We start from the raw sequence: 12,434 nt of genomic DNA on the forward strand, positions 1-12,434 counted from the left end.
ATGTATGAGAATTTCTATCGGCTGAGCGGGAAACCGTTTCAGCTTAATCCTGATCCGGCTTTCTTCTACGGCAGCCGCGGCCATCGCCGCGCCATGGCCTATCTGGAATACGGCTTGCACCAGAATGAAGGCTTTATCGTCATTACCGGTGAGATTGGCGCGGGCAAGACCACGCTGGTGCGTAGCCTGCTGCAAAAGCTTGATTCGAACAAAGTGGTGGCCGCCCAGCTGGTCAGCACGCAAATCGATGCGAACGATATTCTGCAGTTGGTCGCGGCGGCGTTTGGCGTGCCAAGCAAGGGGCTGGACAAAGCCGGGCTGCTGCTTGCGATCGAGACGTTTCTTGTTTCGGTCACGGCAGCCGGCAAGCGGGCGCTGCTGATTGTTGATGAGGCTCAGAACCTGACACCGCGCGCGGTCGAAGAGCTTCGCATGTTGTCGAATTTCCAGCTTGAAGAGCATGCACTGCTCCAGAGTTTTCTGGTGGGCCAGCCGGAATTCCGCGACATCATGCAGAGCCCCGAAATGCAGCAGCTTCGCCAGCGCGTCATTGCGTCTTACCATCTCGGCCCGCTGGATATGGAAGAGACTCGCGCCTATGTCGAGCACCGCCTGAAGCATGTTGGCTGGAAAGACGACCCGCATTTTGATAATGCGATTTTCCCATCGATATTTCGCGCGTCGGGCGGCGTGCCTCGCCGAATCAACACTTTATGCGATCGGCTGATGCTGGCGGGTTTCCTGCTCGAGAAACGCTCGCTCGGTGAATCCGAGGTGGACGAAGTCCTCGCGGAAATGAAAGAAGAGCAGCGCAGTGGCCGGGGCAGCGGTACGGCGCGTCTCGCACCGTTGTCCAGCGTTGCCGCGCCGGCGGCGCTACCGTTGTTGGACATGGACAAGCTGAACGTCGATCCGGCAATCGCCCAGCAGTTCGCCCAACTGGCGGCCGGATTTGACGCCGCAAGAATCGAGGCGCGTCTGGCGCAGCTCGAGCGGACGATGTCCACTACGCTGGCGCTGATGAGCCAGATCGTGTCGGCCTCGACTGATCAGAATGAAAAGGATGAGGCCGCGAAATGACGGAGTCCGCCGTGACCCCGGTGATCTGCATCGTCGGCGCTCGCCCAAATTACATGAAAATGGCGCCGATCATGCGTGCCTTTGCGGCGCATTCTCCCGCGATTCCAACGCTGTTGGTGCATACCGGCCAACACTATGATGCGGCGATGAATGATCGACTGTTCACCGATCTGGAACTGCCCCGAGCGGACATCAATCTGGAAGTGGGCTCGGCCTCGCACGCGGTGCAGACCGCCGAGGTGATGAAGCGATTTGAACCCGTGATCGAAGCCCATGGTGCGCGCGCCGTGCTGGTGGTGGGCGACGTGAATTCAACGCTTGCCTGCGCGCTTGTTGCGGCCAAGCGTCACGTGCCGGTGATCCATGTCGAGGCCGGATTGCGCAGTGGTGATCGGCGCATGCCTGAGGAGGTCAATCGTGTCCTCACCGACCAGATCTCCGACATTCTCTACACTACCGAGCGGTCGGCGCACGACAACCTGGCGCGAGAGGGGATTGATCCCGCACGGGCGGTGTTTGTCGGCAACGTCATGATCGACACCCTGATGGCCAACCAGAAGAAGGCCGTCGCGCCCGAGGCCCTGGTGGCGCAGGCAGGGCTGGATCCGCAGCGTATCCGCGCCGGTTTCGGCGTGGTGACCTTGCATCGTCCGTCCAATGTGGACGATCCGGCCATGCTGCGCCGTTTGATCGAAACCTTGCATGTGGTCAGCCAGAAATTGCCGCTGGTTTTTGCCTTGCACCCGCGAACCCGCAAGAATATTGAGGCGCACGGGCTGTCTGCCTTGCTCGACGCCCCCGGTTTTCTCGTGCTGCCACCGCAGGGCTACCTCGAAATGCTGGGCCTGATGGCCAGCGCGCGTCTTGTGCTGACCGATTCCGGCGGTATTCAGGAAGAAACGACCGCGCTCGGCGTACCGTGCCTGACCATGCGGGAAAGCACTGAACGTCCGATTACGGTCACCGAGGGCACCAATACCATCGTCGCGGGTGACGCAAAAGCGATCATCGACGGCGTGGATGCCATTCTCGCTGGTGGTGGGAAGGGCGGCCGGATTCCCGAAGGTTGGGACGGATGTGCAGCAGAGCGCATCGCGGCGCATCTGTCCGCTTGGCTGGTCGAGCGCGAAGCGCAGGCGGTGGCCGGGTTGCCTGCATGAGTATCGTCAACGCGCTGACCATCGACGTGGAGGACTACTTCCAGGTCTCAGCCCTCGCGCCGCATTTTCCGCGCCGGCAGTGGGATACCGTCCCGTGCCGTGTTGAGCGCAATGTGGATCTGATCCTGTCCTTGCTTCACGAATATGGCGCCAAAGGCACCTTTTTTACCTTGGGCTGGATCGCTGAGCGCTATCCGCATCTGGTGCGTCTGATCGCCATGGAAGGGCACGAAGTGGCCAGTCATGGCTATGCCCATCAGCGGGCGAGTGATCAAACGCCGGACGCTTTCGGCGCGGATATTCGCCTCGCAAAATCGGTACTGGAGGATATTGCGGGCACCGAAGTCAAGGGCTACCGCGCACCGAGTTTTTCGATTGGTGAGAGCAACCCCTGGGCGCATGACCGCATCGCCGAGGCCGGCTACCTGTATAGCTCCAGCGTCTATCCGGTCAAGCACGATCACTACGGTGTTCCGAATGCGCCGCGCTTTCCGTATCGGCTTGAGAGCGGTCTGATCGAGATGCCGATCACCACCGTTCGCTACCTTGGGCGCAATCTGCCGGCCGGCGGTGGTGGCTATTTTCGCCTGCTGCCGTATTCGGCATCGCGGTGGTTGATCCGTCGGGTCAATGAGCAAGAGCGGCGTTCGGCGATGTTCTACTTTCATCCCTGGGAGGTCGATCCGGGCCAGCCGGTGGTGCAGGGAACGACCTTGAAGACCCGCTTTCGCCATTACGTCAATTTGTCACGTACCGAGGGCAGACTGCGTCAGTTGATGTCCGATTTTTCCTGGGGACGCATGGACGAGGTCTTCCTCGACGCGGCGTAAGCCCTCGATTACGGAATGTCATGTCACACCCCGATCTAACGATTCACCATTTGACCGAGAGCGACCACGCTGCGTGGGACGCCTTCGTGTTCAAGTGCCCCGACGCCACGTTTTTTCATCAAGCCGCCTGGCAGGGGCTGATGGAGGACGTGTTCGGTCATCGCACCCATTTTCTCTATGCGCGCCGAGGCGGCGAGATTGTCGCTGTTTTGCCGCTCGCGGAAGTCCAGAGCCGCCTGTTTGGCCATTCACTGACATCGCTGCCGTTTTGCGTCTACGGCGGGGTTGTTGGCGAGGCCACTGCGGTGCCCCTGCTGGAAGCTGAGGCCGAGCGCATCGCGCTGGCGCGGGGTGTTCAGCATCTCGAGTATCGTAATCTGGTCGCCCGCCACACCGACTGGCCGCGACAGGATCTGTACGTGACGTTCCGAAAGGCACTCGACCCGGATGTCGAGGCGAATTTGGCGGCGGTGCCGCGAAAACAACGGGCGATGGTGCGAAAGGGCATCAAGAACGGATTGATCAGTCATATCGACCCGGATGTTGACCGGTTCTTCGCGCTGTATGCCGACAATGTGCGGCGCCATGGTACGCCTGCATTGCCCAAGCGCTTTTTTGCGTCGCTGCAAGAACGCTTCGGCGAACAATGCGAGGTCCTGACGGTGACGAGTCCGGAGGGTAAGACGCTGTCGAGCGTACTGAGCTTCTACTTCCGGGATGAAGTCTTGCCGTACTATGCCGGCGACGACCTGGCCGCGCGTAGCCTCGCGGCCAATGATTTCAAATACTGGGCCCTCATGCAGCAAGCCTGTGGTCGCGGGGCTCGCCTGTTTGACTACGGGCGCAGCAAGATTGGCACCGGCCCTTACAGTTTTAAAAAGAACTGGGGGTTTGAGCCGCAGCCGTTGTCTTACGAATACCGCTTGTACAAGCGTGACGCCGTGCCGCAAAACAATCCCATGAATCCCAAGTACCGGGCCTTCATCGCGATGTGGAAGCGCTTACCCTTGCCCGTGGCCAATGCACTCGGCCCCTACATCGTGCGGAACCTGGGCTGAGCATGGATAAACCGCCACTGCTCTATCTGGTCCATCGCATTCCGTACCCGCCCAACAAGGGCGACAAGCTGCGGTCGTTTCACATATTGCGACACTTGGCGAATCACTATCGAGTGTTTCTGGCGACGTTTGTTGATCACCCGGATGATTGGCGCCACGTGCAGGCTTTGAATCAGTGGTGTGCGGGCGTTCATGCGGTTCGGCTGAATCCGAAGCTCGGTCGGCTGCGCAGCCTGCGGGCACTTGCGAGCGGCGACGCGCTCAGCGTGCCCTATTACCTTGATGCCGGTATGGCTGCCTGGGTGCGGGAAGTTGTTGCGCGCGAAAGAATTCGCAAGGCCGTCGTTTTCTCCGGCCCGATGGCGCAGTATCTCGCCGACTTGTCGCTGGACAGAACGGTAATCGATTTTTGTGACGTAGATTCAGCGAAATGGACGCAGTACGCGGCCTCGCGCCGAGGGGTGATGGCCTGGCTGTATCGTCGAGAAGGTCGTTTGCTTGGGCAGTTTGAGCGACGCTGGGCGCAGCGTGCGGACGTGTCGAGTTTTGTAACCCGGGCTGAGGCAGACCTCTTTTTGGCTGAGGCGCCGCAACTGGCTGATCGTGTGTTGGCCATCGAGAATGGTGTCGACGCTGAGGTGTTTTCGCCAGCAAATGGCGGTGAGCGACCGTATTCTGATGGAACGCCCAATATCGTTTTTGCCGGCGCGATGGACTACTGGCCCAATGTTGATGCGGCCACCTGGTTTGTTGCCGAGGTGATGCCGCGGATATGGGCGAAGTGGCCGGCGGCCTGTTTCACCATTGTTGGCATGAATCCGACGCCCGAGGTTCGCGCCCTGGCCGTGCCAGCGCGTGTCGTCGTGACAGGTACGGTACCCGACGTGCGACCCTACGTGCATCACGCCGATGTGGCGGTGGCGCCCCTCCGGGTGGCCCGAGGCATTCAGAACAAGGTGCTGGAGGCGATGTCGATGGGGCGTCCAGTCGTCGTGTCTGCGGCGTCGGCGAAGGGGTTGCGCGGAGAAGCCGGTGTTAGCCACGAGATCGCGGAGTTACCCGATGATTACGTTGAGGCCATCAGCCGTTGTCTCAGGCCAGAGGTCGGTAAGGCGATGGGGCTGGCTGCGCGCCAGATTGTGCTTGAGCAGTACGCATGGGATGCTCACTTGAAAGCCATCCCTCAGGCTTTGTCTGCCTTGAATGAGAAGAAAAATCAGGCGGTGCACGCATGAGTACGATGCCGCGTCCAGTCGCGCTGGGGGTGTTCCCCGCGGGTATGTTGCCAGTGGTTGGAACAATACTTGGTGTGTTACTGATTTGGGCCGCCGCCTATCTGCCGTCGATTCTCGACATGGCGGCCATTTGGTCGCGCTCGGATACGTTTGCACATGGTTATGTCGTGCTGCCGATTTCGATCTATCTGATATGGATACGGCGTGCTGGCCTTGTCGGACGACGGCCCCAGCCGGCACTGTTGGTGTTGCCCCTGTTGCTGCTGGTGGTGGTTGCATGGGTGCTTGGAAAATTGACCAGTATCGCGGCACTGGAGCATCTGTCTGCGGTGGCGGTGTTGGTTGTCGGCTTGTGGTGCGCCTTGGGCCATCGCCTGTTCCGTGATCTGGCGTTTCCATTGTGTTTTCTGATGTTCATGGCGCCTGTGGGCGAATTTCTGGTGCCGGTGCTGATGCATTACACCGCTGAGTTTGCGGTGGCAGCGGTGCGTATGTCGGGCGTGCCGGTCTATCAAGAAGGTCTCCAGTTCGTATTGCCAAATGGACGCTGGTCGGTGGTCGAGGCGTGCAGCGGGATTCGCTATCTGATTGCCTCGTTCATGGTCGGTACGCTTTACGCCTATCTCAATTACCAAAGCCTGAGCAAGCGGCTGTGGTTCGCGTTGGTGGCTTTACTGATCCCGATCGTGGCAAATTGGCTACGCGCCTACATGATCGTCATGCTTGGCTACCTCAGTGACAATCGGCTTGCGGCCGGGGTGGATCACTTGATCTATGGCTGGGTGTTTTTCGGCGTTGTGATTCTTGCGATGTTTTGGCTCGGGAATCGCTGGCGTGAAGCTGAACCAGACTACGGTCTGGTGGTGCCTGATGCTGGCGTGCGATTCGGCGGTGGCCGAATGACAATCTCCTTCGTGGTTTTGATTTCAGCCTTGGTGATGGGCCCCGCGCTTGGTGCCTGGTTGAAGCCAGTAGAGCGGTCCGTTGACGTTTCTCTTGGGCACCCGGAGGCGGCGGCGAACTGGCAGGCAAGCGATGAGCCCTTGGTCGCGTTTCGGCCCGCGTTTGCAGGGTTTCGGGCTCAGAGCAACGGGCGTTACATGAGCACTGGCGGGGATGTTGGCTTGTATGTCGCATTTTATGCTGAGCAAGTCGCTGGTCACGAAATGCTCAGTTCGGACAATCAGATTGTTCAGGGTGAAAAGTCGCCTTGGTATGTGGTTGCGACCGCCATCGAAGACAGTCCGGTTGGAAAGGTGCGTTACGAGCGCCTGAATGGACCGGAAGGGCCGCTGCATGTGTGGCGGTGGTACCAGATTGCTGATGAGGTGCTGATTGGCCGGATTCAGGCCAAGCTCCAGTTGTCATGGGCAAGACTTGCCAGGGATGGCGATGCCAGTGCTCACGTGGTGTTGATGGTTAAAGACGACACCGCCGAGCACGCGCGCGAACGTGCGATGGCGTTCATGAAGGATCATCGATTGGCCTTGAATGCTGTGCTAGCAGCAGCGGCCACAGAGGCCGCGCGGTGAGTGCTGTCGATGTGCCATTGGTGGCACACATTGTGCACAGCTTTCGTATCGGCGGTCTGGAGAATGGGGTTGTTAACCTCATTAACCGGATGCCGGCATCGCGCTATCGGCATGTGGTTATTGCGCTTACCGAGTGCGACCCCGCTTTTTGCTCACGGGTGACTCGCGACGATGTGCATTTTATTTCGCTGAAGCTCCCGCCCGGCCATGGTGCGCGGCACTATTGGCGTGTCTTTCAGCTACTCCGAAATCTGCGTCCGACGGTTGTACATACGCGGAATCTGGCCGCTTTGGAGATGGTCGTGCCAGCGTGGGCAGCGCGGGTGCCGGTCAGAGTTCATGGAGAGCACGGTTGGGATACCGGCGATCCTGGCGGTGTGTCGAAGAAATATCGGTTTTTGCGGCGCCTGTACGCGCCCTTCGTGACACATTACATTGCGCTGTCAGTACAGCTTTCGTCATATTTGACGCAAGCGATTGGCGTCGGCGACGCACGTTTGACTCGAATATGTAATGGTGTCGACGCGACTCGATTCTTGCCTGCAGTCTCCAGGCGTAACGTTGCACCGGTCGGCTTCGAGACCGAGGCGTCTGTTGTTTTTGGTACGGTTGGACGACTCCAGGCAGTGAAAGACCAGGTCACTCTGGTGCGCGCGTTCGGGCTGTGGCTAGCCGATGATACTGATGCCCGCGCCAAGGCTCGGCTAGTGATCATTGGCGATGGCCCTCAGCGAGGCGAAGTAGAAGCGGCTATTGTCTCCGCCGGTGTGCAGGCGCAAGTGTGGCTTGCCGGAGCGCGAGATGATGTGCCGCGGTTGTTGCAGGGAATGGATGTGTTTGTGCTTCCGTCGAAGGCAGAAGGCATCTCTAACACCTTGCTTGAAGCCATGGCCTCTGGCTTGCCCGTTATTGCAACGGATGTTGGTGGAAACGCTGAACTGGTGGTGGCGAATGAAACGGGTGAACTCGTGCCACCCGAAGATCCGGCCGCGATGGCTCAAGCGATGCAGGGTTTGTTTCGCGACCCCGAGCGCCGATTGGCTCAGCGCTTGGCGGCGCGGCGGCGAGTTGAAGCGGAGTTCAGTCTCACTGCCATGGTGGATCGATATATGGCGGTTTACGACACTATGTTGGCACGCGCAGGTCGATCCCCGGCCGCGTCGGACTGACGAAGCAACGGAAACGAGTTATGTGCGGCATTGCCGGTCTGTTTGATCTGGAAGGACGTCGGGATTTTTCGCGAGACCTCGTCACGCGCATGAGCGACGTGCAATACCATCGCGGTCCGGACGAAGGTGGTTATCACTTTGAGCCGGGCGTTGCGCTGGCCCATCGCCGTCTGTCGATCATCGACTTGGCGACCGGCCAGCAACCGCTGTTTAACGAAGATCACACCGTCGCTGTGGTCTTCAACGGCGAGATCTACAACTATCAGTCTCTTGTCCCCGAACTTCAGGCGCTGGGCCATGTGTTTCGCACGCACAGCGACACCGAAGTCATCGTTCATGCGTGGGAGGCGTGGGGCGAGGCCTGCGTCGAGCGCTTTCGCGGCATGTTTGCCTTCGCGCTGTGGGATCGCAACCGGCAAACCCTTTTTCTGGCCCGCGATCGACTCGGCGTCAAACCCCTGTTCTACGGGGTGATGAAAGATGGCAGCTTTGCCTTTGGCTCCGAGCTCAAAGTGCTGATGGCGCACCCCGGGCTGGATCGACGCATCGATCCGCTGGCGGTCGAAGAGTATTTTGCGTTGGGTTATGCGGCTGAGCCACGCACGATTTTCAAGGGCGCAGCCAAGCTCGATCCCGGTCACACATTAACCCTCCGGCGCGGCCAGCCGATCCCGGCGAGTCGGCCCTACTGGGATGTCCGTTTTACGCTCGACAACCCGATCAGCCTGGATGATGCGGTGGCCGAGCTGAATGAGCGGCTGCATGAATCCATCCGCTTGCGCATGATTTCCGAAGTGCCGCTGGGCGCTTTTCTCTCCGGCGGGGTGGATTCGAGCGCCGTGGTGGCGACCATGGCAGATCTATCGTCCGGGCCGGTCAATACCTGCTCGATTGGCTTTGATGACCCGGCGTTCAACGAATCCGAGTTTGCCAAGATGGTGGCCGATCGCTACCACACCAATCACCACACCGAGACCGTCATGTCCGACGATTTCGACCTGATCGACAAGCTCTCCGCGCTGTACGACGAGCCCTATGCCGACAGCTCTGCCATCCCGACCTATCGGGTGTGCGAACTCGCGCGCAAGCATGTCACTGTCGCCTTGTCGGGCGATGGCGGTGACGAGAGCTTTGGCGGCTATCGCCGCTACCGTCTGCACATGATGGAGCAGCGCATGCGCGACGCGATGCCGCTGGGACTGCGTCGGCCGCTGTTCGGCGCGCTCGGTTACGCCTATCCCAAGGCCGACTGGGCGCCGCGCATGTTCCGCGCCAAGACCACCTTTCAGGCCCTCGCGCGGGATTCGGTCGAGGCCTATTTCCATTCGGTATCCATTTTGCGCAACGATCTGCGCAGTCAGGTGTTTTCCGATAGTTTCAAGCGCGAGTTGGGCGGTTACAACGCGCTGGAAGTGTTCCGTCGCCATGCCGGCAACGCCCAGACCGACGACTCGCTGGCGCAGATTCAGTATCTCGATCTCAAGACCTATCTGGTGGGCGATATCAACACCAAGGTCGATCGCGCCAGCATGGCTCACTCGCTTGAGGTGCGCGAACCTTTGATGGATCACCCGCTGGTCGAGTGGCTTGCCGGTCTGCCCAACGATCTGAAAATCCGCGGACAAGAGGGCAAATTCCTGTTCAAGAAATCCCTCGAACCGGTGCTGCCGAATGATGTGCTCTATCGTCCGAAAATGGGCTTTGCCGTGCCGCTGGCACGCTGGTTCCGTGGTCCGCTCAAAGACCGGGTTCGCGAACGATTGATGGGCGACGTGATGGCGGATTCCGGTGTGTTCGACATGGCGACGCTGAAACGTATGCTGGATGACCACCAGTCCGGGCGCCGGGATTACAGTGCGCCGTTGTGGACCTTGATGATGTTTGAGTCTTTCTTGCGCGGGGGCGGTGCTTCGATTGATAGGAGCGAACTCTGATGGAATTAGCTACGAATACTAAAATGATTCCAAGAGTAATGTTCTATGTTCCGGGTGGAGGATTTCAACTAGAGTCATATATGTTGATAAATAAGCTCCATGGAGTTGAGCTGATACTTATTCTTCCAAAAGATTCAGTATTGTCGCCTTGGATGAATCGCTATGAAATTCATCGCGTCGATGCGTTGGGAACGCGGGCAAATAGTAGTTTATTGAAAGTGGGATGGAGAAGCGTAAGAAATTTTCTTAAGAGTCTCCTGTTGATTAGAAAGATTAGGCCGGATTTTTTAGTTTGTATTGGATCCTCGATATGCATTCCTGGGTTTTGTGCGGCAAGGTTGGCAGGAGTGCGGAGAGTATACATTGAGAGTGTCGCGCGGACAGACTCTCATTCGTCGACAGGGTCGTTCGTTAAGCGCTTTGGTTTGGCGTCACGCTACTATGTGCAGTGGCCAGGGCAAGCTGATGATCGTGGAGAGAGATTGTACCGGGGTACGGTCCTATGATTTTCGTTACGGTTGGTACAACTCATTTTGATCCATTGATAGAAGTGGTGGATACATTGGTTGCCGATGGCCAACTCGCTGGGCCGATTATTTTTCAAATCGGATCTGGTCGGTACGAACCGAAGAACGGAAGTTTTTTTCGTTTTAAGCCGAGTATCGACGAAGAGCTTGATGCAGCGGATCTTGTAATTACCCATGGTGGAATTACAGTGCTATCGCTTCTTGCGCAACGAAAGCGTTTCGTTGCGGTAGCTAATACTGCGCTGGCCGATGATCATCAGACGCACTATCTTGCTTTTTTGGAGAAACAGTCAACTATAGTTTGGACCAATGATTTAGGCGCTATTGGGGAGTGTGTTGCTGGAGTGTTGGATAGTGAGCCGGCACGTTTAGAGGCCCCATCCTTAGTGTCGGATTTGTTGGAGTATTTTGGTGTTGTCACCAATGAATCATGAGCGTTGTAGCAACTGGCAGGAAATGACAATGCGAAAGTCAATGTAAAGGTTTTCGTGTTGATTTTGATCCGCGTTGCTCCCAACAAAGTTGATTGATGTGTAGTTTTGCTTACTAATTGATCCACGTCTTTACGGACATATTTAACGGTGGCGGGTTGGTGGCGTATGCGGATGCAACAAATTACGCTACCCTGATTCCCCGATAGCAGCGATTGTTTTCCGGGTATGAAAACGCTTCACATCCTAGATCACTCCATTCCCTTGCACAGCGGTTACACCTTTCGCACAGCCAACTTGCTGCGCGAGCAACGTGCGCTTGGCTGGGAAACTCATCACCTGACCTCGCCGAAGCAGGGGGCTTGCAGCGCAGCGTCCGAAGAAGTGGACGGCCTGCTGTTTCATCGCACGCCCGTGCCCGCCATGCAGTGGCCCGTGGTGGGTGAAATGGCGTTGATGAAAGCCACCGAGCAGCGACTTGACGCTTTGGTGGCGCAGATTCGGCCAGATGTTCTGCACGCGCATTCGCCGGTGCTCAATGCATTGCCTGCCTTGCGCGTGGGCCGCCGTCATGGCATTCCGGTGGTCTATGAGGTGCGCGCCTTCTGGGAAGACGCGGCGGTGGATCACGGCTCGACCCACGAGGGTAGTGTGCGCTATCGGCTGACGCGGGCGCTCGAGACCTATGCGCTGCGCAATGTCGACCATGTGTTCACTATCTGCGAAGGCTTGCGCAAGGACATCGTCGGGCGGGGGATTCCGGCAGGCAAAGTGACCGTGATTCCCAATGCGGTCGATGTCACCCAGTTTCAACCCTGTGGCGTACCCGATGCCGCTCTGAAGGCGGAGCTTGGGCTCGACGGCTGTGATGTCGTCGGGTTTATCGGTTCCTTCTATGCCTATGAAGGCCTCGATCTGTTGCTGGATGCGTTTCCCCGGATGCTTGTCCAGCGCCCGAATCTGCGCTTGTTGCTGGTCGGTGGTGGCTCCCAGGAGGACCGTTTGCGCGCTCAGGCGGCGGCTTTGGGTGTTGCCGACAAGGTGATCATGCCGGGCCGGGTGCCGCACAGCGAGGTCAAGCGCTACTACGATCTTATCGATGTGCTGGCCTATCCGCGCCATGCCATGCGCCTGACTGAGCTGGTGACGCCGCTCAAGCCGCTGGAGGCGATGGCGCAGGGGCGGATCTTTGTCGCGTCGGATGTCGGCGGTCATCGCGAGCTGATTCGCGACGGTGAAACCGGCGTGTTGTTCCCGGCGGGCGACGCGGGTGCGCTGTCCGATGCGATCTGCGCGCTATTCGATCGCCGTGATCAATGGAGCGCGATGAGCGTGGCCGGTCGGCAGTTTGTGGAAGAGGTTCGCAACTGGAAGAACAGCGTGGCGAATTACATCCCGGTCTATGGTCGTCTGGCCGGCGCTGACGTTGCATGAGCTTCAAGTCTTTGCGTCTCGTTTTGGTTGGACCCTTGCCGCCG

General features: G+C 58.5%; 11 protein-coding genes. All 11 read left to right on the forward strand.

What is annotated here, in order from left to right; genetic code table 11:
* The 11 genes from FHP89_RS14320 (at nt 1) to FHP89_RS14370 (ending at nt 12,390) form a co-directional block, all read left to right on the forward strand.
* On the forward strand, nt 1–1,080 hold the full coding sequence (locus FHP89_RS14320) for an XrtA/PEP-CTERM system-associated ATPase (RefSeq protein WP_144179053.1): 1,080 nt from the start codon (nt 1–3) through the stop codon (nt 1,078–1,080).
* On the forward strand, nt 1,077–2,240 hold the full coding sequence (gene wecB / locus FHP89_RS14325; RefSeq protein ID WP_144179052.1) for a non-hydrolyzing UDP-N-acetylglucosamine 2-epimerase: 1,164 nt from the start codon (nt 1,077–1,079) through the stop codon (nt 2,238–2,240). The genes FHP89_RS14320 and wecB overlap by 4 nt, the downstream gene beginning before the upstream one ends.
* Nucleotides 2,237–3,070, forward strand: coding sequence for an XrtA system polysaccharide deacetylase (locus FHP89_RS14330; protein WP_144179051.1), 834 nt, complete (start codon nt 2,237–2,239; stop codon nt 3,068–3,070). The genes wecB and FHP89_RS14330 overlap by 4 nt, the downstream gene beginning before the upstream one ends.
* A gap of 20 nt (nt 3,071–3,090) precedes the next feature.
* Nucleotides 3,091–4,128: a FemAB family XrtA/PEP-CTERM system-associated protein gene (locus FHP89_RS14335; RefSeq protein ID WP_144179050.1), complete on the forward strand. Its 1,038-nt coding sequence runs from the start codon at nt 3,091–3,093 to the stop codon at nt 4,126–4,128.
* A gap of 2 nt (nt 4,129–4,130) precedes the next feature.
* Entirely contained in the window at nt 4,131–5,363 is a 1,233-nt protein-coding gene (locus FHP89_RS14340; protein ID WP_144179049.1) for a TIGR03087 family PEP-CTERM/XrtA system glycosyltransferase, read from the forward strand.
* On the forward strand, nt 5,360–6,895 hold the full coding sequence (gene xrtA, locus FHP89_RS14345; protein WP_144179048.1) for an exosortase A: 1,536 nt from the start codon (nt 5,360–5,362) through the stop codon (nt 6,893–6,895). The genes FHP89_RS14340 and xrtA overlap by 4 nt, the downstream gene beginning before the upstream one ends.
* Nucleotides 6,892–8,064: a TIGR03088 family PEP-CTERM/XrtA system glycosyltransferase gene (locus FHP89_RS14350; RefSeq protein ID WP_144179047.1), complete on the forward strand. Its 1,173-nt coding sequence runs from the start codon at nt 6,892–6,894 to the stop codon at nt 8,062–8,064. Before xrtA ends, FHP89_RS14350 begins: the two co-directional genes overlap by 4 nt.
* A 20-nt stretch (nt 8,065–8,084) precedes the next feature.
* Nucleotides 8,085–9,998 (forward strand): XrtA/PEP-CTERM system amidotransferase, encoded by a 1,914-nt coding sequence (locus tag FHP89_RS14355; protein WP_144179046.1) that lies wholly within the window; start codon nt 8,085–8,087, stop codon nt 9,996–9,998.
* A 152-nt stretch (nt 9,999–10,150) separates the two neighbouring features.
* Nucleotides 10,151–10,504: a hypothetical protein gene (locus tag FHP89_RS21375; protein ID WP_391525745.1), complete on the forward strand. Its 354-nt coding sequence runs from the start codon at nt 10,151–10,153 to the stop codon at nt 10,502–10,504.
* On the forward strand, nt 10,501–10,959 hold the full coding sequence (locus FHP89_RS14365; RefSeq protein ID WP_144179044.1) for a glycosyltransferase: 459 nt from the start codon (nt 10,501–10,503) through the stop codon (nt 10,957–10,959). The genes FHP89_RS21375 and FHP89_RS14365 overlap by 4 nt, the downstream gene beginning before the upstream one ends.
* A gap of 225 nt (nt 10,960–11,184) precedes the next feature.
* Entirely contained in the window at nt 11,185–12,390 is a 1,206-nt protein-coding gene (locus tag FHP89_RS14370; protein WP_144179043.1) for a TIGR04063 family PEP-CTERM/XrtA system glycosyltransferase, read from the forward strand.
* The last annotated feature ends 44 nt before the right edge of the window (nt 12,391–12,434 follow it).

The organism is Denitromonas ohlonensis (genome assembly GCF_007625205.1).
In the GTDB taxonomy this organism is placed as follows: Bacteria; Pseudomonadota; Gammaproteobacteria; order Burkholderiales; family Rhodocyclaceae; genus Nitrogeniibacter; species Nitrogeniibacter ohlonensis.